Origin of the sequence: Providencia sp. PROV200 (assembly GCF_049901995.1) — a bacterium.
Lineage (GTDB): Bacteria > Pseudomonadota > Gammaproteobacteria > Enterobacterales > Enterobacteriaceae > Providencia > Providencia rettgeri_E.
Genome location: NZ_CP096307.1, coordinates 1236595 through 1256216, shown reverse-complemented (window position 1 = coordinate 1256216; position 19622 = coordinate 1236595). Strand labels below are relative to the sequence as shown.

At 41.5% G+C, this 19622-nt stretch carries 19 protein-coding genes and 1 riboswitch; of the genes, 8 read left to right on the top strand and 11 right to left on the bottom strand.

The window, feature by feature from the left end; genetic code table 11:
• The first annotated feature begins 179 nt into the window (after positions 1-179).
• On the top strand, positions 180-341 hold the full coding sequence (locus M1E86_RS05585; protein WP_004256593.1) for a hypothetical protein: 162 nt from the start codon (positions 180-182) through the stop codon (positions 339-341).
• Positions 342-379: 38 nt separating this feature from the next.
• Positions 380-1219 (top strand): 3-mercaptopyruvate sulfurtransferase, encoded by an 840-nt coding sequence (gene sseA, locus M1E86_RS05580; protein ID WP_213913452.1) that lies wholly within the window; start codon positions 380-382, stop codon positions 1217-1219.
• A gap of 80 nt (positions 1220-1299) precedes the next feature.
• On the opposite strand, the gene M1E86_RS05575 is transcribed toward sseA, so the two are convergent.
• From M1E86_RS05575 to rhlE, 3 genes are all read right to left on the bottom strand, one after another.
• A complete protein-coding gene (locus tag M1E86_RS05575; RefSeq protein ID WP_125893372.1) occupies positions 1300-1548 on the bottom strand; it encodes a GlsB/YeaQ/YmgE family stress response membrane protein in 249 nt (82 codons plus the stop codon).
• A gap of 161 nt (positions 1549-1709) precedes the next feature.
• Positions 1710-2651, bottom strand: a complete 942-nt coding sequence (dusC, locus tag M1E86_RS05570) for a tRNA dihydrouridine(16) synthase DusC (protein ID WP_125893374.1) — start codon at positions 2649-2651, stop codon at positions 1710-1712.
• 167 nt (positions 2652-2818) lie between these two features.
• A complete protein-coding gene (rhlE, locus tag M1E86_RS05565) occupies positions 2819-4159 on the bottom strand; it encodes an ATP-dependent RNA helicase RhlE (protein WP_125893376.1) in 1341 nt (446 codons plus the stop codon).
• 282 nt (positions 4160-4441) lie between these two features.
• On the opposite strand from rhlE, the gene cecR reads away from it, so the two are divergent.
• From cecR to M1E86_RS05540, 5 genes are all read left to right on the top strand, one after another.
• The gene (cecR, locus tag M1E86_RS05560) at positions 4442-5140 is read left to right on the top strand and encodes a transcriptional regulator CecR (protein ID WP_125893377.1); all 699 of its coding nucleotides are present in this window, start codon (positions 4442-4444) and stop codon (positions 5138-5140) included.
• 152 nt (positions 5141-5292) lie between these two features.
• Positions 5293-6288 carry a secretion protein HlyD gene (gene hlyD / locus M1E86_RS05555; RefSeq protein WP_426099279.1) on the top strand — a complete coding sequence of 332 codons (996 nt, stop codon included), beginning with the start codon at positions 5293-5295 and terminating at the stop codon, positions 6286-6288.
• 9 nt (positions 6289-6297) lie between these two features.
• Positions 6298-8037: an ATP-binding cassette domain-containing protein gene (locus tag M1E86_RS05550; protein ID WP_213913450.1), complete on the top strand. Its 1740-nt coding sequence runs from the start codon at positions 6298-6300 to the stop codon at positions 8035-8037.
• Complete coding sequence (locus tag M1E86_RS05545) at positions 8034-9173, top strand: ABC transporter permease (protein ID WP_213913449.1); 1140 nt, start codon at positions 8034-8036, stop codon at positions 9171-9173. Before M1E86_RS05550 ends, M1E86_RS05545 begins: the two co-directional genes overlap by 4 nt.
• A gap of 9 nt (positions 9174-9182) precedes the next feature.
• The gene (locus M1E86_RS05540) at positions 9183-10289 is read left to right on the top strand and encodes an ABC transporter permease (protein WP_125893385.1); all 1107 of its coding nucleotides are present in this window, start codon (positions 9183-9185) and stop codon (positions 10287-10289) included.
• 190 nt (positions 10290-10479) lie between these two features.
• On the opposite strand, the gene M1E86_RS05535 is transcribed toward M1E86_RS05540, so the two are convergent.
• From M1E86_RS05535 to M1E86_RS05500, 8 genes are all read right to left on the bottom strand, one after another.
• On the bottom strand, positions 10480-11187 hold the full coding sequence (locus tag M1E86_RS05535) for a Bax inhibitor-1/YccA family protein (RefSeq protein WP_004256664.1): 708 nt from the start codon (positions 11185-11187) through the stop codon (positions 10480-10482).
• Positions 11188-11320: 133 nt separating this feature from the next.
• Positions 11321-11773 (bottom strand): molybdopterin synthase catalytic subunit MoaE, encoded by a 453-nt coding sequence (moaE, locus tag M1E86_RS05530; RefSeq protein ID WP_102138368.1) that lies wholly within the window; start codon positions 11771-11773, stop codon positions 11321-11323.
• Between the two features lies 1 nt (position 11774).
• Positions 11775-12020, bottom strand: coding sequence for a molybdopterin synthase sulfur carrier subunit (gene moaD, locus M1E86_RS05525; RefSeq protein WP_213913448.1), 246 nt, complete (start codon positions 12018-12020; stop codon positions 11775-11777).
• The gene (moaC, locus tag M1E86_RS05520) at positions 12020-12496 is read right to left on the bottom strand and encodes a cyclic pyranopterin monophosphate synthase MoaC (protein WP_125893387.1); all 477 of its coding nucleotides are present in this window, start codon (positions 12494-12496) and stop codon (positions 12020-12022) included. The genes moaD and moaC overlap by 1 nt, the downstream gene beginning before the upstream one ends.
• A gap of 25 nt (positions 12497-12521) precedes the next feature.
• A complete protein-coding gene (gene moaA, locus M1E86_RS05515; protein ID WP_125893389.1) occupies positions 12522-13502 on the bottom strand; it encodes a GTP 3',8-cyclase MoaA in 981 nt (326 codons plus the stop codon).
• Positions 13492-13631: riboswitch (molybdenum cofactor riboswitch) on the bottom strand. Its footprint overlaps the gene before it by 11 nt.
• Before the next feature lie 431 nt (positions 13632-14062).
• Positions 14063-16729, bottom strand: a complete 2667-nt coding sequence (locus tag M1E86_RS05510) for a TonB-dependent hemoglobin/transferrin/lactoferrin family receptor (protein ID WP_213913447.1) — start codon at positions 16727-16729, stop codon at positions 14063-14065.
• A gap of 135 nt (positions 16730-16864) precedes the next feature.
• On the bottom strand, positions 16865-17806 hold the full coding sequence (locus M1E86_RS05505) for a FecR family protein (protein ID WP_213913446.1): 942 nt from the start codon (positions 17804-17806) through the stop codon (positions 16865-16867).
• A 2-nt stretch (positions 17807-17808) separates the two neighbouring features.
• Positions 17809-18306 (bottom strand): RNA polymerase sigma factor, encoded by a 498-nt coding sequence (locus M1E86_RS05500; protein ID WP_125893394.1) that lies wholly within the window; start codon positions 18304-18306, stop codon positions 17809-17811.
• Positions 18307-18598: 292 nt separating this feature from the next.
• Here M1E86_RS05500 and M1E86_RS05495 point away from each other — a divergent pair, with 292 nt between their 5' ends.
• Positions 18599-19507, top strand: coding sequence for a gluconeogenesis factor YvcK family protein (locus M1E86_RS05495; protein WP_426099278.1), 909 nt, complete (start codon positions 18599-18601; stop codon positions 19505-19507).
• Positions 19508-19622 lie beyond the last annotated feature (115 nt).

Below are 19622 nucleotides of genomic sequence, written 5' to 3'. Positions count from 1 at the left end.
CCAACCGCTTCGCAAAACTACTGTATTAATACCCATTATACATAAAAATTGGGAAGCTTTTTGCAAAACGCCCATTATGCAACAGAAAAAATAGCTTTTAACTTGTTTGCAACACTCATCCGGTTATACTTTGAGTTCATATACTATTTGGGTTTTTATCACTAGGCAGGCTATAAAAAATGAAAAAGGTTGTTATCGCACTTTGCGCATTATGTGCTTTTGGTTCTGTAGGCGGTATTGTTTTAGCGGGTATGAACATTTATACACGTTCAACAACTCCCCTTGAACAAGGGCAGCCGCAATCCCCTTCAGCACTGCCAGCACCCAATCAAATTCAGTAATTTTAAAATAATTTATCAACCCAGGATGGAGATAGCTTATGTACAACGATTATTTCGTCACCCCACAATGGTTAAATTCACATCTATTTGATGACAATATCATTGTACTTGATGCTTCTTCTCCCCCACCGACAGCACCTTATGATTGCCGCCAACAATATTTAGCAGAGCATATTCCTAATGCTCAGTTCTTTCATCAAGATGAAATTGCAGACAAAAGCTGTGATTTGCCCCATATGCTGCCAAGTGCTAATGTTTTTAGCCAAGCAGTTAGTGCTATGGGTATTGGCAATGACACCCAAGTTATTATTTATTCGCAAAATAATTTATTTTCATCTCCAAGGGCATGGTGGACATTTACCACTATGGGCTGCAAAAACGTTAAAATTCTAGCTGGTGGCATCGATGCTTGGAAAGCGGCAGGCTTTGATGTTCAGTCTGGGGAAGTCACTCCACCGGCTCCGAAGCAATTCCATGCAACACGTAAAGACGCGAACGCGCTGAATCAAGAACAAGTTCTTGATATTGTTAATCAAGGCAAGGTTCAAATTATTGATGCTCGTGCTGAGCCACGCTTTCTCGCCCAAGCGCCAGAACCTCGTCCGGGATTGCGTATGGGGCATATTCCTGGGAGCAAAAATGTCCCATGGGATCTTCTCGTTGAAAAAGGTGAATTCAAATCACCAGAACAACTTAAAGCTATCTTTACTAAGCAAGGTGTGGATATCCATGCTCCTTCTGTAACGACCTGTGGTTCAGGAATGACCGCTGCGGTGGTATTAATGGCATTAACATTATTAGGTAACCAAAACGTACGTTTGTATGATGGTTCATGGGCCCAATGGGGGCAAGATAACGGCCTGCCAATTGAGTCGTAACCTACCTTTGCCATAAAAATATAAGCCACTTGAGATTCAAGTGGCTTATAGAATAAAGATTTATCAAGTAGAGAAAATAGCTATTTACCAAATAGCCCAGCTAAGAACAGCACGACTATGGCTCCGATAACCGCGACAACAAAGCTCCCAAAGTTGAAACCATCAACTTTTCCTTTACCAAAGAAAGTGCTGATGTAACCACCCACAACAGCACCAACAATTCCCAACACGGTGGTCATAATGAACCCCATGTGGTAAGTACCTGGCATCAGCCATTTAGCTAAAACACCGGCAATTAGACCAAAAATAATCCAAGCAATTACGCCCATCTTACGCCTCCCAGACTAGGTAATTTCACTATATACATCAAAATATTCTCAGACAACAGTATAAGCTTTAAATAAATTAAATCGTTCTTACACCAATTAAGTAAAGACCCTATAAGTTAATTTCGCAAATATAAAATTTGGCTTATTAACATTATTCATAATCAATTGTTCACTATTTCAGTTATCACTTGCGAAATCTGTTGGGCATTTTTTAATGATCTAACCTGAGAAAAGAGTTCATCTGCCTGATGATATTCTTTGCGTAAATAACCTAGCCATTGCTTGATTCGAGCAGCATGGTAATGACCAGTATCTCCTTGTTTTTCAAGTTCTGTATATTTTAATAACAGCCTACCAACTTGCTCCCAAGGCATTTTAGATTCATTACATTTAACCACTCGGCTAAGGTTTGGCGTATTTAATGCGCCACGGCCAATCATCACGGCATCACATCCTGTAATTTCAAGGCAGCGCAGTGCGCTCGCATAGTCCCAAATTTCCCCATTAGCAATCACTGGAATCGATAATTTACGGCGGATCTCTCCAATAGCGGACCAATTAATACATTCTGCTTTATAACCGTCTTCTTTCGTTCTACCGTGAACAGTGAGTTCTGTTGCCCCTGCCTGTTGAACCGCATCTGCAATTTCATAAGCAAATTCAGAGCTATCCCACCCTAAACGGACTTTAACCGAAATAGGTAATTCTTTTGGAACCGCTTCACGCATTGATTTAGCAGCTCGATAAATCAAATCAGGTTGTTTCAATAACGTCGCACCACCACCATGGCCATTGACTGTTTTTGATGGACAACCACAATTTAAATCAACCCCCCAAGAGCCTAATTCGACCGCTCGGTTTGCATTTTCTGCTAACCACTGAGGATGCTGCCCTAACAGCTGTACACGGACTAATGTCCCTGAAGGAGTACGGCTCCCATGTTTTAGCTCAGGGCATAAACGGTAAAATGTTTTTGCGGGTAAAAGGGTATCAACCACACGAACAAACTCTGTTATGCACAGGTCATAGTCATTAACTTCACTTAGTAAACAACGAACTAGAGGATCTAAAACCCCCTCCATAGGAGCTAATAAAACGCGCATAAGTGACTCACAAAAAACGTAATAATTCCTGCTTATCATACCGTTTATTTAATTGATAAGCAGGAAAAATTCTAAGGTAGGAGTGACAAGAGACTAGCTTGAAATGATCTTCAAGTTAGTCTAGTCAATGCTATTAACATTAAAAAGAGCGACAAGATTATGGGAGGTTAACTGTCACTACGTCCTTGTTTGACTTTTTTCTGGGCGTTTTTCCATGGAGAACTTGCCCCTTTCACTGAACTCGACTTTGACGATGGGGCACTGCTACGACGAGGCGCTTTGCCTTGATTCCTATCACCAGCAGAACCGCCTGAACGACGTTCATTCCGTTGTGGTGTTTTTTGAATAGGCTCCGCTTTGATGGATGGGTCGGGCTCATAGCCTTCAATCGCCATCAATGGGATCGTTTTTTTCAATAATTTCTCAATATCCTTGAGTAACTTAGCCTCATCGATACATACTAAGGAAACGGCCATCCCAGTTGATTCTGCACGGCCTGTACGGCCAATACGGTGAACATAATCTTCTGCTACATTAGGTAGCTCAAAATTCACCACATAAGGAAGCTGTTCAATATCAAGACCACGAGCTGCAATATCCGTTGCCACTAAAACACGAATATCTCCAGATTTAAAGTCAGCTAGTGCACGAGTACGTGCCCCTTGGCTCTTGTTGCCATGAATAGCCGCAGCTTTAACGCCATCTTTATTTAAATGCTCAGCAAGACGGTTTGCGCCATGTTTTGTACGTGTAAAGACGAGGACTTGTTGCCAATTTTCACGGCCAATCATAAACGAAAGTAACTCTGCTTTTCGTTTTTTATCAACCAGATGTACATACTGGGTGATTTGCTCAGAGGCTGAGTTTCGCGGAGCAACTTCAATAGTCACTGGGTTATTAAGTAGTTTATTCGCCAGTTGTTTGATTTCGTCAGAAAATGTTGCTGAGAATAATAAGTTTTGGCGCTTTTTGGGTAACTTATTAATCACTCTACGAATATCATGAATGAACCCCATATCTAACATACGGTCAGCTTCATCAAGTACGAAAACTTCGACTTGAGAAAGATCTACCGCATTTTGGTGCGCTAAATCTAATAAGCGCCCCGGAGTTGCAATTAAGATATCAACGCCACCACGTAACTTCATCATCTGTGGATTAATACTTACCCCACCAAAGACGACAAAAGAACGAATACGTAAATGACGGCTATATTCTTTTACATTTTCAGCAACTTGCGCTGCAAGTTCCCTAGTTGGCGTCAAAATTAACGCACGAATAGGCTTGCGATCCTTCCCTGCTCGAGGAGTTGTAATAAGCTTTTGTAAAATTGGCAATGTAAAACCCGCTGTTTTACCCGTACCGGTTTGGGCGCTAGCTAGAAGGTCATTTCCTGCAAGCACAGCTGGAATAGCTTGTTGTTGAATAGGCGTAGGGCTTTCATAGCCTAATTCATTAATGGCAAGCAAGATTTCCTCGTTTAACGCGAGGTCTGAAAATGTAGTCAAATTAATTACTCCGGGCTTCACCGCTTCAAATTGAATGTGGCAGTTATGGGGAAGTGAGTCAGAAGAAAAGCGCAAACTGCCGTGCGACACTGTGTAAAATTCTAACATTATTTGCTGATGATAAATATATTAATTTAGTTTGGTTAATAAATTAATATAAAATCTCATTCGTATAGTATATATACTTACATGATACTATGAGATGTCGTTTTTTACTTTTTATAAACACGAAAAGCCATTAAGAGCTAATTAGATGTTATTTAATTCTGAATTTTTAAAGGAATGGTTATGAATACAAGTTCATCGTCAACATTACGTGGAGAAAATGCGAAAATGCAATTGCTTCTCACTGCTGCTGATGTATATGGAGAACAAGGGCTTGATGGCGCTACCACACGCAAAATCGCACAGGCATCAGGGCAAAACATTGCCGCAATTTCTTATTACTTTGGCTCAAAAGAAGGACTTTACTTAGCTGTAGCTCAGCTTATAACAAAAACAATCCGGGACGATTTCTATGATGTTTTTCAAGAAATTGACAACTTTCTAAATCAACCTTTATCAGTTCAAGTCACTGATGATGCACTTGATTTACTCCAAAAAACAGTCATTGCCTATAATCACTTTCAGTTGGAAAAGAAAAATTTAAGTTTTTCTCGCATCTTAGCCCGCGAACAACTCAACCCAACCGAAGCCTACACCATCATCCACGAGCAGGCTTTAGGCCCAATACATTCGCGTCTAAACCGTTTGATTGCCATTTACATTGGTGCGGATCCCAACCATTTAACAACACTGATTCACACACACGCGATCCTTGGCGAAACACTTTCATTTCGTATTGCTCGGGAAACATTATTACGTCAAACCGGCTGGAAACATATTAATGAAAATGAATTTAAAATTATTAATCAAGTTCTTATTGAACATACAAATATATTATTAGCGGGCTTGCGCCATCGCAAACAATATGAAAAGTGATATGATAAAATAATTAAAGTGATTCATTCACATTGATAATAACTAGAGGTTGGTGATTTTATTGCAGCTGGTGCCACACTTCTCCATTAAAAACAGCAGCCTCTAACAACAAATTTGTTTTCATCTCGTGGATTCTTTAAGTAAGGTTAGCTATGAGCAATAAAAACCGTTCTGTTGTTGTTTTCATTATTCTCATATTAATCGGTGCTGCAATTGGCGGTTATTACTACTATCAATCACAGCAGGACAAGACATTAACACTCTACGGCAATGTTGATGTGCGCACGGTAAATCTCGGTTTTCGAGTGTCAGGTAAGCTCAAATCCCTAAGTGTTGATGAAGGTGCAAAAATTATTGCAGGCGAGCAACTTGGTCAACTGGATGACTCTCCCTACATTAACGCATTAAATAAAGCCAAAGGGATGCGCGACACAGCCAAAGCACAACTTGCTTTAAAAGAAAGTGGTTACCGTACTCAAGAGGTTGCGCAAGTTGAAGCTGAAGTGGCTCAAAAACAAGCGGCTTGGCAATATGCCGACAACTTCTATAAACGTCAGCAAGGGCTGGCTGCCTCCCGCGTTATTTCAGCTAATGATTTAGATAACGCAAAGAACAATAGAAACCAAGCATTTGCAGCCCTTCAAGCAGCAAAAGATAAGCTGAATCAATACCAAAGCGGCTTTCGTCAAGAAGAGATAGCTGCCGCTCGAGGCGAATGGTTACAAGCCGAAGCGGCTGTCGCTCAAGCTGAACTCGACTTACAAGACACCGTTTTAATTGCGCCTTCCTCTGGGACTATTTTAACCCGAGCAATAGAACCGGGCACAATCATCGGTACAGGTAATACCGTATTTAGCGTCACTTTAACAAACCCTGTTTGGGTCAGAGCCTATGTTAGCGAGCCACACCTTGGTGATGCCATCCCCGGTAGAGAAGTTTTACTGTATACCGATAGCCGTCCAAATCAACCCTACCATGGTACCATCGGGTTTGTTTCCCCTACCGCCGAATTTACGCCTAAAAGCGTACAAACACCGGATTTACGAACCGATTTAGTCTATCGATTACGTATCGTCGTCAATGATGCAGATGATGCGTTACGCCAAGGTATGCCTGTGACTATTCAGTTCACTGATAATAAACAGTAAGAGTTTGCTATGAGTGATGATTACAGTATTCACCTATCCAACGTTGAAAAAACTTTTGCGGGCTTGGATACACCTGCCGTTGAAAGCTTAACAATCGATATTCATGGGGGATCTGTAACTGGCCTTGTCGGCCCTGATGGCGCAGGAAAAACAACCTTAATGCGCATGATTGCAGGGCTATTAAAGCCAGATGCAGGAAAAATTAGCGTGATGGGGCTCGACCCCATCGACGACAGTATTGCTATGCGAGCTAGTCTTGGCTATATGCCCCAAAAATTTGGTTTATATGAAGATCTGACCGTACAAGAAAATTTAAATTTGTACGCAGATTTGCGTGGGGTACTCGGCGAAGAACGCAAAAAAACCTATCAGCAATTGCTTTCATTCACCAGCCTAGCCCCTTTTACCGATAGACTAGCTGGTAAATTATCGGGAGGAATGAAGCAAAAACTCGGATTGGCCTGTACATTATTAGGAAAACCCAAGGTTCTTTTACTCGACGAACCTGGTGTCGGTGTTGACCCCATCGCTCGACGCGAACTATGGCAAATGGTTCATACTCTTGCTGATGATGGAATGCTAATTCTTTGGAGTACTTCCTATTTAGATGAAGCTCAGCAATGTAAAAATGTGCTGCTATTAAATAAAGGCAAACAGCTTTATGCAGGCAAACCCGAGCTATTAACTGAAAAAATGGCGGGACGCTCGTTTTTACTTGATGTACCAGCCACACAAAAACGCACTATATTACAAAACGCACTCGTATTACCAGAAACCACCGATGGTGTGATCCAAGGCCAATATATTCGTTTAATTTTGAAGCCGAATGCATCACAGACAAATTTGTTAACCGCATTAAATATGGCAGATGGGAAACTCATTGAGGCGCAGCCTCGTTTCGAAGATGCATTTATTGACTTATTAGGTGGGGGTCCATCTCACCGTTCGGAATTAGCCGCTATCGTACCGCAAATTCCACCTAATCCTGAAGAAACTGTCATAGAAGCACGTAATTTAACCAAAAAATTTGGCCAGTTTGCCGCAACTGACAGCGTAAATTTCCAAGTTAAACGCGGAGAGATTTTTGGTTTATTGGGGCCAAATGGTGCGGGAAAATCGACAACTTTTAAAATGATGTGTGCGCTAATGAAACCCACTGATGGGCAAGCACTCGTTCTTGGGATGGATTTAAAAACGAGTTCAAACAAAGTCAGACAGCACCTTGGCTATATGGCACAAAAATTCTCGCTGTACGGCAACCTGAAGGTGGGACAAAACCTGAAATTCTTTTCAGGTGTTTATGGGTTACACCATCAGCAACAAGCCCAAAAAATCCACGAAATGGTTGAGGCTTTTAATTTCAAACCGATTATCAATCAGGTTACTGAATCCCTTCCTCTGGGTTATAAACAACGTTTAGCCCTCGCCTGCTCGTTGATGCATGAGCCTGATATCTTATTTTTAGATGAACCAACCTCAGGCGTTGACCCACTAACTCGTCGGGAATTTTGGCTACATATCAACGGAATGGTTGATAAAGGCGTTACCGTTATGGTCACGACTCACTTTATGGATGAGGCAGAATATTGTGACCGTATCGGGCTGGTTTACCATGGAAAAATTATTGCGGCGGGAACTCCTGATGAACTGAAACAGCAAGTTGCAAGTGCTGAAAACCCTGACCCATCCATGGAAGATGCATTTATTGAGCTCATCATGAATTATGATAAGCAACAGGAGGCACAATGACTTACACCGCTTCTTATTTTTCATGGCGTAGGCTTAAAGCACTCTGCTGGAAAGAAAGTAAACAAATTGTGCGGGATCCTAGCAGCGCTCTTATCGCTGTACTTATTCCATTGATGTTATTATTTATTTTTGGTTATGGTATCAATTTAGACTCAAGTAAATTGCGTGTCGGTATTTTACTTGAGCAACAAAGTTCGCAAGCTCGTGAATTAGTTGATACCTTCACGGGTTCGCCATTTATCGATGCAACTATTAGTAATAACCGCCATTTATTAATCGATAAAATGCAAGCGGGTGAAATTCGCGGTATTGTCGTCATTCCTGTCAATTTTTCAGCCCAATTGCTGCAAAAACAAGGTCATGCCGCAATTCAAGTCATTACTGATGGCAGCGAACCGAATACAGCCAACTTTGTGCAAGCTTATACCCAAGGTGTGTGGCAAACGTGGCTGGTGCAGCAAGGGGAAAATCAAGGCTACCCAACGGACCCATTAATCGAGCTCAATATGCGCTATTGGTTTAATGAAGCTGCAATTAGTCAGCATTTTATTATTCCAGGGGCAATTAGTATCATTATTACTGTAGTTGGTGCTATTTTGACCTCTTTGGTTATCGCAAGAGAATGGGAACGTGGCACGATGGAAGCATTGCTTTCAACCCAAATCACTAAAACTGAATTATTACTTTCAAAATTATTGCCTTACCAAGTGCTTGGGTCTTTTGTGATGGTGTTATGCATGTTTGTCACCACTTTTGTCTTAGGAGTACCTTATCGCGGCTCTCTATTAATATTATTTGTCATTACTAGCCTTTATTTGGCAACGGCATTGGGGATGGGGTTATTAATTTCAACAATTACTCGTAACCAATTTAATGCAGCGATGGTTGCTCTGAATGCCGCCTTCTTACCTGCCATTATGCTATCTGGGTTTATTTTTGAAATTGATAGTATGCCAGCCATTATTCAAGCTGTGACTTATTTTATCCCTGCCCGCTACTTTGTCAGCAGCTTACAAACTCTCTTTCTTGCGGGTGATATCTATATTGTTTTATTGATAGATTTCCTGTTACTAATCGCTTCTGCAATACTATTTATTGGACTGACGGCACTAAAAACTCGCCGTCGTTTGGATTGAGGTGAAGTTATGTTTTATCGCCTATACACCTTAATTATGAAAGAGCTTCAGTCATTGCTTCAAGAACCACAAACACGGGCTATTTTGATTTTACCCGTGATATTTCAGATGATTTTATTTCCCCTAGCAGCCACGCTTGAGGTCACTAACACCACCATTGCAATTTTTGACCAAGACAGTGGTGAACATTCTATCGAGTTGACTCAACGTCTCGCCAAAGCCAGTGCGTTTTCTCAGGTGTTATTATTGAAGAATGAACATGAAATTCGTGAAACGCTGGATAACCGCAAGGCTCTGCTGGTTGTCCGTTTTGGGCAAAACTTTAGTGCTGATATTGCCAGCCACCATAACGCTAATATGCTGTTACTCCTTGATGGACGTAATTCAAATAGTGCGCAAATTGCCGCAAACTATGTAGCACAAATTGTCACTCAGTACCAACACGAGCTAATACAATCACAGACTCTGCCAAACAACAGTGAATTAATCGTTCGTAATTGGTACAACCCAAATTTAGATTATAAATGGTTTATTGTGCCCTCATTGGTCGCTTTGATAACCACAATCGGGGTATTGATTGTGACGTCCCTTTCTATCGCGAGGGAAAGAGAACAAGGCACCCTGGACCAATTGCTGGTTTCTCCCCTGACCACTTGGCAAATATTTATTGGTAAGGCGGTGCCTGCATTGATAGTAGCGACTGCACAGGCAAGTTTGGTTCTCGTTATTGGGATCTTTTGCTATCAAATTCCTTTTGCGGGCTCCCTACTCCTCTTTTATGCCACCATGTTATTCTATGGATTGTCCTTGGTGGGGTTTGGGTTACTCATTTCAGCGTTGTGCTCAACTCAGCAACAAGCGTTCATTGGAGTATTTGTATTTATGATGCCAGCGGTGCTGTTATCGGGGTACATTTCCCCCGTCGAGAATATGCCAGTTTGGCTGCAACAAATTACTTGGATTAACCCAATTCGCCATTTCACTGAAATCACCAAACAGATCTACTTAAAAAATGCCGATTTTTCAGTTATCTTCCACAGTTTATGGCCATTATTTATCATTACGATAATAACCAGCTCAGTGGCTTATTATTTGTTTAGGAAGAAAATAGCGTGATAAAAAGAAATCATATTCCGCTTTAGAAGTATAATTAATGCTTTGAATAGCAAGCAATCTACTAATATCCAAATCATATTTTAGGGTAGCATTTAGATCAAAAGACCCTTGTTACCAAAGTAACAAGGGTCTTCATTTTTAACGGCTTCTATCCCCTCATTTTATCGCGTTATGAGGAGAGTCACTGAATTTAGCGGCGGTCACCGAAAATACGCAGTAACATTAAGAACAGGTTAATGAAGTCTAAATACAGAGACAGTGCCCCCATAATAGAGTATTTACGCATTGTTTCTCTGTCGTCTTCATCAATTTGTGAACCCATTTCTTTCAGTTTTTGAGTGTCATAAGCGGTTAAAGCAGCAAACAGTAAAACACCACCGTATGTGATCACCCAATACATCATGGTGCTTTGCAGCCAGATGTTAACCAAAGAAGCGACTACAATACCAATCAGTGCCATAAACAGGAAGTTACCCATACCTGTTAAGCTACGCTTAGTGGTATAGCCGTAAAAACTTAATGCACCAAACATCACCGCGGTAATGACAAATGTGCCCGCAACGGACTCACCAGTATACGCAGCAAGAATAACTGAAATTGTTAAGCCGGTGAGCAATGAATAGAGCATAAACATGCCCGTTGCCGCCATGCCACTAATTTTTTGCAGCAAAAATGAAATCCCCATCACTAAACCAAGTTCAGCAATAATCATTCCAAAAAAGAGGATTTTATTGGTTGCAATGGTGTAATACAAACCACTGCTAACTGAATACCATGCAACAAAAGCTGTCAGCAGTAGACCGACTGTCATCCAGCCGTATACTTGCGACATAAATGCCTGAACGCCAGTATTGGCACCCTGGACAAGAGAATCATTACGTTGATCAAACTGACCCATGATGGTTACCCTTTCGCTAAAAGAAAAATCGACGCAGTAAAAATACTGCAATCGGAGAAATTAACCAAAGTCTAACACATTCTTTTGACAATACCATTCAGCAAATTCGTATTTTTTAGCGGAAAAAATGCGATTACCAGCGGTTTGCAGACGCTTCATCAGTTTCTTTCGCCTCCACCCAACGTTCATTTTCAGGTAAGGTTTCTTTTTTCCAAAATGGAGCTTTAGTCTTTAAATAATCCATAATAAATTCAGCCGCTTGAAATGCAGCATTACGATGGGCACTCGTGACCCCAACAAAAACAATTTCTTCACCTGGTTGTAAGGTACCAATGCGGTGGATCACACTGACTCGCTGCAATGGCCAACGTTCTTTTGCTTCTACAACTATATTTGCTAAGGCTTTTTCGGTCATTCCTGGGTAGTGCTCGAGCGTTAATGCCGCAACACTGTCCCCTAAATTATGGTTACGCACTTTTCCTGTGAAAGTCACAACAGCGCCATCACTATCACACTGTGCAAGCCATTGATATTGTTCACCAACACTAAAATTTTCTGTTTGTACTGCAATATGAGTGTTTTCCATATTACCCCCCTGTGACCGGAGGGAAAAAGGCCACTTCATCCCCTTCTGAGAGTGGGTGGTCTAGTGAAACAAATGATTGATTAACAGCGACAAGTAATTTGCCATCTTCAAGTGCCAACGCCCAGCGATCGCCTTTTTGTGAAAGAGCTTGACGTAAATCTTCCACTTTTTGGTAAGTCTCTGTAAGTTCTAAGCGATCCGTTCCAACTAGCTCACGGACTTGAGCAAAAAATAATACTGTGATCATTATTCCACCTTAAAATGTCCAGACTTACCGCCTGTCTTTTCTAACAAACGAACAGGGCCAATCACCATATCTTTTTGTACCGCTTTACACATGTCATAAATCGTCAAAGCAGCAACAGATGCAGCGGTTAACGCTTCCATTTCGACCCCTGTCTTTCCTGTTAGCCGGCAACACGTTTCAATACGAACACGGTGATGTTCAGGTTCCGCTTTCAGGATCACTTCAACTTTAGTTAACAATAGTGGGTGACATAATGGGATAAGCTGCCAGGTGTTTTTTGCCGCTTGAATACCCGCAATACGCGCTGTGGCGAACACATCCCCTTTATGGTGGCTACCGTCAACGATCATCGTTAGGGTTGCTGGGTTCATAGTGACATAAGCTTCTGCGCGAGCTTCACGGACAGTTTCAGCTTTGGCTGAAACATCAACCATATGCGCCTCGCCCGACGCATTGAGGTGAGTCAGTTGGGACATATTTTCTCCTGAAATCAAAAAAGGATTAGCCGCCTATTACGGATAAATTTGGTGTAATTCCGCTATCACCCATATGCAGAAAATGGGTTTCTCGTTTATGGTGCAAGCCTCGCTGAATACGGGCTTTTAACGCTTCGTTTTGGTCATCTGCGCCCAATAAATCACGAAGCGGAATGCCATTTTCACCAAATAAACATAAATGCAGATTTCCTAATGAGGAAACGCGTAAACGGTTACAACTTTGGCAAAAATCTTTTTCATACGGCATGATAAGCCCGATTTCGCCTTGGTAATCTGGATGACTAAAGACTTGCGCTGGCCCATCACTACGAGAACGAGGAAGCATGTACCAACCATCTTCAATTAGACGTTCGCGAATAGTTTCGCCTGAAATATGAAAACGTTGGAAGATATCACTACCATCACCAGTTTCCATGAGTTCAATAAAACGTAATTGAATTGGGCGATGTTTGATCCAATTTAGGAATGACTTCAACGCAATGTCATTGACATTTTTCATGAGCACGGCATTGACTTTTACTTTCTCAAAGCCAGCTTCAAAAGCAGCATCAATGCCTTTCATCACCTGAAAGAATTTGTCTTGCCCTGTGATGGCGGCAAATTGACGTGGATCTAAGCTATCAACACTCACATTAATCGCGCTCAGCCCTGCTGCTTTCCATTCTTGCACGTCTCTCGCCATACGATAGCCGTTAGTTGTCACGGCTATTTTTTTGATTGATTCATTTTCATTGATGGTAGCAATAATATCACTGAAGTCTTTGCGCATAGTTGGCTCTCCGCCCGTAATACGCACTTTTTCTGTGCCTAATTCTGCGAATGCCGCACTGATACGACGAATTTCATCTAATGTTAAGAATTCATGACGACCGCTTGGCTTGTAGCCATCGGGTAGGCAGTATGTGCAACGAAAGTTGCAAACATCTGTTATAGAGAGCCGAAGATAGTAAAATTTCCGGTCAAATTGATCGACAAGTTGCTGCATAATCACACCTTTCCAAGTACGGGAGATGCAGACATTTCTATCTTGCACCCTGGTGGCTCTAGGCCACGGCCAGTGCATCATATTCAGTCGTTCAAACTTAGACGCAAAGGCTAGGAGTTTTATTTGGAACCGAGTTACTGATTTTAAACTATAAAATACGTCACTCTGTTCACTTAATTTATGTAAGGATTCTAGCCGATAGAAATTGAAAAAGCGAATCGCAATTCGATATATATCATTATATACAACGACTTACAAAAGATACCATGAGTTCACCGAAGCTATTATTATCACTGACAATTTTCTGTTTTGACTCCCTATAAAACGCATAATTTCATGTTAATTGATTAACATCTCTAACTATTTAATTAAACATTTATTGATATAGATCTAAAATGGGGAGCAAGCTCCCCATCTAATTGTTTACGTTGTAAATACCAACACTTAACGCTTATCAAAACCGTTTTTTCAAATTAAATAATTGGCATATCAATTAAAAATAAATAATAAGGCGCAAAATTTATTAACCAAAACGCCACAGCGTAAAGTTTGACGTGTATTTAGAAACGGTACTCTATCCCTCCCGATACCGTTCGTCCTCGGCCTAAGGTATTCGCCAAACTTTCCCCGTAACTAACGACATACGCTCGATTGGTCAAGTTCTCGACATTTCCTCGGATCGTTAAATTGTCGGTTAATGCATAACTTGCATACAAATCAATCAGTGTATATTTAGGCCAATCGGCTAAGTAAGGGGAATTAGAGCCCGTTGAATAGTCTTGAAAACCAGGTGTAAAGCGAATGACCATTCCCCCATCGAGTTTTCTATCAAACGCTCGCCCTCCTAATGTAAAGGAACCACGGTCACCGGGTAAGTTCGCAGCACTACTGAAAATGGCGCTGCTATCACAATCCACATGGTTATTTGATGCCTCATTTGGCTCAACATACCAGTTACCGGGACCAACGTCTTCGCCATACTTCAATACGCCACCTAACCATGCGGGCCGTGAACAGAATTTATTTTTGCCGATCATGTGGGTAAAGGTCAGGTCTGCATACACAAAACCTGCATCATAATTCAGTTGGTATTCAAACCCTCTAAAACGGGTTGCAACCAAGTTATTGCTGTATGCGGCATTACCAATATTAGGGCTAACCATTCCGGGTTTTTTACGGTCAATCGCTAAATTAATGTAGTTATCCACTCGGGTATCAAAATAGGCAATTTTCGCGACAAATCGGTCTTCTTCAATGAACAATTGCGGATAATTGATGTTCATTCCCACCTCCCAAGCATTTGAACGCTCAGGTTTTAAATACGGGTTCGGGAATTGGGTCGAACTACTGTGAGCACTTCCTGTGGTTAACGTTTCTGTAATGGCAGGCGGGCGCCATGATCGCCCATAGCTGGTAAATAATTCCATCCACTCAAGATTAGGACGTACCGCTAAACGAATATGGGGTGAAAATGCCCCTTCTGAGTTATCAACGTCCCAACTCTCAGTCGTCATAACAACTTTGCAATCACGTAACCGTCTTCCTGTACATGGATTATCTTTAGTATAAGGAAGTACGCCATAACGCATACTGGTTTGTCCTTTGAGAGAATAATGGTCATAACGCATTCCCCCCTCTAATGTTAACCAATCATCGTATTCATAGGTTAAATTAGTAAATAACGAGCTCAATGAACGCTTTCCATCCGGTGTCACGCCACTCGCCGCTTCACGTGTTGAACTACTACTCGCTTTGTCTTGAAAGGTTTCCAAACCATAATGTGCTTTTAATACATTGTTATGGTTAAATTCAACTTCTGAATGGTTTTCAAGCTGTACCCCTACCGTTTTGACTCGCGTGTCCATCTGGTAGCCATTATTATAAATTTGGCTTGTGGAATAGGTGTCTGTGTTGTCTTTTGTATCAACAAAATACACTTTTCCCTTTAACTCAGTGCTCCATGGGTTATCGCTAAATTGGGTGTAATCAAGAGAATAATTTTTGGCGGTTACATCACTGAAACCGCTACTTTTCCACCCTAACTTGTAGGGCCATGTACCACCTAAGTTCGTTAATGTTCCTGCATTTGGCGTGGCCACTTTGGTTTCTAAGTAATTAAATTGCAAACGCTGCTCATCACTGATATTCCAACCGGCTTTTGCCAGATAAGAGGTCATTCTGTAATTACTGTCATTAATGCGAGTGTGCTTTAATTGGTTCGCAAGTTCATCGTAATGTCCGGCTCCATTGTTGACACGTATATTACCAATATTACCGTGAGTTCCCGGTTTATAATCCCCAAGACGCCGTTCACTTGCCGCAAACAGTAAATCCGCTTTTTCATTCCCTAATGCCAGCACACTGCTACCAATAAAGTGCGTATTATTTGACCCTGTACTCGCATGCAATTTTCCTCCAAAGGTTTTATCTTTTGATAAAAAATCAGACGCGTTGACCGTATTGAATGTCGCTACTCCCCCTAAGGTTCCACCACTCCCCATTCCACTCGTATTGCCCTTCTGTATTTCCACTCCAGAAAGCAGTTCTGAATCGATATACATAGAACCATTGCGCTGCCCGTGGCCACTTTTTTGAAAGTTTTGCCGCATACCATCGATATTCATATTCACGCGACCATAATCCTGTATCCCTCGGATATTCACAGATAAGGAAGGGTCTTGCTGGCTAACACTCGAATAGACGCCTGTCGTGAGTTCTAGCACATCGGCTATGTGCTTTGGTGGGCGGTCATCAATTTGTTTTTTACTGATCACACTGACGGACGATGGACTGTTATATACCCAGTCCCCTTGCTGGATCTGGCTTGCTGTGACGGTAATATTGTCTAACTCAATCACTGGATCACTGGTAGCAGGCGCAATACGCTCAATAGTAATCCGGTTATTTTGCCACTGATATTGCACAGGGTTTGAACCGATTAATCGGCGTAGCCCCTCCTGTGGCGTAAAGCTCCCCTTCAAGCCCTGACTTTGTAGACCATTAATTTCTCGGCTCTGAATAATAATTTCTACCTTTGCTTGCTGGGCGAACTGAAGCAAGCTGTTTTCAAGCGAGCCCGCTGCAACAGAAAAGGCGACTTCTTGTTGTGTAGGCGCTACCGCTGGGTTTGCCTGTGCTAGATTAAAGAACGAAAATGCAGGTAACGTAAATAATGCAAGGTGAACACAAAGTGTTGCTTTTTTATAGTGGTGCTTTTTTTGAGTCATTTCCCATCCCTAAAATGATAATGGTAATAAAAATCATAATCACTTAGGTTAAGACGTAGGGATTAGGAAAACCCGTAAATAAATTTTTATAAAAATTATTCATTATTTATCTACATCAATATTAATTATTTATAATCAATAAATTAAAGTAAAAAATGGAATTTCATAAACAGATAGATTGTACGATGATGCCAGATGCGTTAGCCCACTATCGAGCGTGCTAATTTGTAATACACCACTAATGTGATCTGCTCGTTTATCAGCCAACAAAATAATTTGCTTGTCTCGGTAACGATTTATTGCAGCGATAACTTCTGAAAATGTTTTCTGTTGAAAAATAATTTGCCCTTCGCGCCATACTGTAGAATGCGAGTTAACCATAGGAGTCATAGGTGTTATCTCTGACTGATATTGTGTGGCGTTTCCTGCTGGAATAACCATTTCCTGCCCTGATAATAGCGACACCTTTACACTGTGTTGGTAAACACTGACCGCCACTTCGCTATTTTCATTATCAACTGAAAATTCAGTGCCAAGCGCCTGAGTTATGCCATTTTTCGCCATAACCTGAAAAGGCCTTGGTTCCGTACTCGTTTTGGGTGCGACGGTGAAGTAAGCACGCCCCCGTAACAAATTGACTTGCCGGTACTGCGAGTTAAACGCTAATTGCAACTGTGCGCCACTGTCGAGATCTACACGGCTACCATCCGGTAAGGTGATATGCTGTATTTCACCGGTTTTCGCATAGTAATCCACTTGCTGTGTATATTGAAAATACCAAATTGACATGGATAACACACTCACTAGCACAGCCGCGGCGATCGATAAACCAACATAGCGAGGGCGTCTCTTTTTTTTCATTGCCTGTTGATTTTCTGCTGTTTGTTGTCGCGGTTTACTCGCCGTTAGTGCCCATAATTGCCGAGCACGGTAGTAAGCTGATACATGTTGTTCTGACGCATTGAGCCAAGACTGAAATGCTTCATTCTCTTGCGGCGTCAACTCGCGATGCGTTGTTTTCACAACCCACATTGCGGCTTTGTTTTCAATTTCAGATGGACTATCAGATGGCTTCATGACTAGTCTCTCCATTTATGAATTAGCATTGCCAATGCATTGGCTAAATGTTTTTCGACTGTACTTAATGAAATATTTAAATGCTGCGCCACTTCCGTTTGGGTTAATCCTTCTTCTCGATGCAAGCGAAATATCTCCTGAGTCCTGAATGGCAAAGTTTGAATAATTTTCTGAATTTGTTCTAGTTGTTGATCATAAATAACGGTAGCTTCAAGGCCTTTCACCCGCGATGGGATCTCTTCCCACTGTTGGTCACTGATCGCCATTAATCGTTGTTTTTTCTGTAGGCGGAAATGGTCGACCATCAGGTTTTTCGCAATTCGATACAAATAAGCCTCAAAATCTTGAATGGCGGGATTTTTCATCAACTCGGCCAACCGAGCAAAGCTTTCCTGCGTGATATCCATACTTAAACTATGGTCTTTAAGGTAGATGTTCAGATAACGGCATAACGACGACGAATGGCGAGCAAACAGACGCTGTAATTCTGAATCAGACATATTGATCCACAAAATAAACAATGAAAATGAGAATTATTTACATAATATAGATAATAATTTAAAATGAAAACTCTCGCGCGTATTTTTCCGTCTAAGGGCAACATCAATACAGAATCCTCTCTTTTATTGTTTTTTGTCACAGTACTTAAGCTAAGAATGATGTTTTATGATAGATTAACGCCCAATTTATTTTAGTCGCTATAAAACGGGCTTTAGTGTAAAAAACACATTTCGTAACTCGCTGGTTTACTTGCTTTTATAAGTACTGGAAATTAACTGATATAGGAACACTATGCCGAATTGCAGTCTGGCGGATCTTAGGCATGTTGTCGCTCTTGGGGGCGGGCATGGACTTGGTCGCGTGATGTCTTCACTTTCTTCTTTAGGTTCTCGTTTAACGGGTATTGTCACCACAACCGATAATGGAGGCTCTACAGGTCGTATTCGTCGTTCCGAAGGCGGGATCGCTTGGGGAGATATGCGTAACTGTTTGAATCAGCTAATTACTGAGCCATCTATTGCTTCAGCGATGTTTGAATACCGTTTCAGCGGTAATGGCGAACTTTCAGGCCATAATTTAGGTAATTTAATGTTAAAATCATTAGACCACCTAAGTGTACGCCCGCTAGAAGCCATAAATCTTATCCGCAATATGCTAAAAGTTGATGCGCAGTTGATCCCAATGTCGGAGTCTCCTGTTGATTTAATGGCTATCGATGAAATGGGCAATGAAGTATACGGTGAGGTGAATGTTGATGCCTTACATGAAATCCCACAAGTGTTACGTTTGTACCCGACCGTCAAGGCAACGAAAGAAGCCTTACAAGCCATCCACCAAGCAGATTTAATTATTATCGGCCCTGGCAGTTTTTTTACCAGTTTAATGCCATTACTGCTTTTGGATGAAATTGCGGCTGCACTGCGCGAATGTAAAGCCCCAATGATTTATATTGGCAATTTAGCAAAAGAAATCAGTTCCCCAGCTGCAAAACTGTCTTTGCCTGAAAAACTAAAAATGATGGAACATTATATTGGCTGCCAAAAAATAGATGCGTTGATCTTAGGTCCTCGCACACAAACAAGCAATATCAGCCCTGAGCGTAAAATAATCCAACGGGTACTCGAAGCTGACGATATTCCCTATCGCCATGATAGAAAGCTGTTACTACAAGCCATCGAAGAAACCATCAACTTGCTATAATTTTTCTTATTCCGCTGCTAAATACCCGCAGCGGAAAACCTTCCCTAAAATTAGCCCTATGTTTCCCATGTTTCCCATATTTCCACTAAATCTATTTTCAAAATACTTTGCGTTG

What these genes read in the sequence shown, in the direction of transcription:
- M1E86_RS05585 (WP_004256593.1), top strand. Translation starts at nt 180, where the DNA reads ATGAAAAAGGTTGTTATCGCACTTTGCGCATTATGTGCTTTTGGTTCT.
- sseA (WP_213913452.1), top strand. Translation starts at nt 380, where the DNA reads ATGTACAACGATTATTTCGTCACCCCACAATGGTTAAATTCACATCTA.
- M1E86_RS05575 (WP_125893372.1), bottom strand. Translation starts at nt 1,548, where the DNA reads ATGGGCGTAATTGCTTGGATTATTTTTGGTCTAATTGCCGGTGTTTTA.
- dusC (WP_125893374.1), bottom strand. Translation starts at nt 2,651, where the DNA reads ATGCGCGTTTTATTAGCTCCTATGGAGGGGGTTTTAGATCCTCTAGTT.
- cecR (WP_125893377.1), top strand. Translation starts at nt 4,442, where the DNA reads ATGGTTATGAATACAAGTTCATCGTCAACATTACGTGGAGAAAATGCG.
- hlyD (WP_426099279.1), top strand. Translation starts at nt 5,293, where the DNA reads ATGAGCAATAAAAACCGTTCTGTTGTTGTTTTCATTATTCTCATATTA.
- M1E86_RS05550 (WP_213913450.1), top strand. Translation starts at nt 6,298, where the DNA reads ATGAGTGATGATTACAGTATTCACCTATCCAACGTTGAAAAAACTTTT.
- M1E86_RS05545 (WP_213913449.1), top strand. Translation starts at nt 8,034, where the DNA reads ATGACTTACACCGCTTCTTATTTTTCATGGCGTAGGCTTAAAGCACTC.
- M1E86_RS05540 (WP_125893385.1), top strand. Translation starts at nt 9,183, where the DNA reads ATGTTTTATCGCCTATACACCTTAATTATGAAAGAGCTTCAGTCATTG.
- M1E86_RS05535 (WP_004256664.1), bottom strand. Translation starts at nt 11,187, where the DNA reads ATGGGTCAGTTTGATCAACGTAATGATTCTCTTGTCCAGGGTGCCAAT.
- moaE (WP_102138368.1), bottom strand. Translation starts at nt 11,773, where the DNA reads ATGGAAAACACTCATATTGCAGTACAAACAGAAAATTTTAGTGTTGGT.
- moaD (WP_213913448.1), bottom strand. Translation starts at nt 12,020, where the DNA reads ATGATCACAGTATTATTTTTTGCTCAAGTCCGTGAGCTAGTTGGAACG.
- moaC (WP_125893387.1), bottom strand. Translation starts at nt 12,496, where the DNA reads ATGTCCCAACTGACTCACCTCAATGCGTCGGGCGAGGCGCATATGGTT.
- moaA (WP_125893389.1), bottom strand. Translation starts at nt 13,502, where the DNA reads ATGCAGCAACTTGTCGATCAATTTGACCGGAAATTTTACTATCTTCGG.
- M1E86_RS05510 (WP_213913447.1), bottom strand. Translation starts at nt 16,729, where the DNA reads ATGACTCAAAAAAAGCACCACTATAAAAAAGCAACACTTTGTGTTCAC.
- M1E86_RS05505 (WP_213913446.1), bottom strand. Translation starts at nt 17,806, where the DNA reads ATGAAGCCATCTGATAGTCCATCTGAAATTGAAAACAAAGCCGCAATG.
- M1E86_RS05500 (WP_125893394.1), bottom strand. Translation starts at nt 18,306, where the DNA reads ATGTCTGATTCAGAATTACAGCGTCTGTTTGCTCGCCATTCGTCGTCG.
- M1E86_RS05495 (WP_426099278.1), top strand. Translation starts at nt 18,599, where the DNA reads ATGCCGAATTGCAGTCTGGCGGATCTTAGGCATGTTGTCGCTCTTGGG.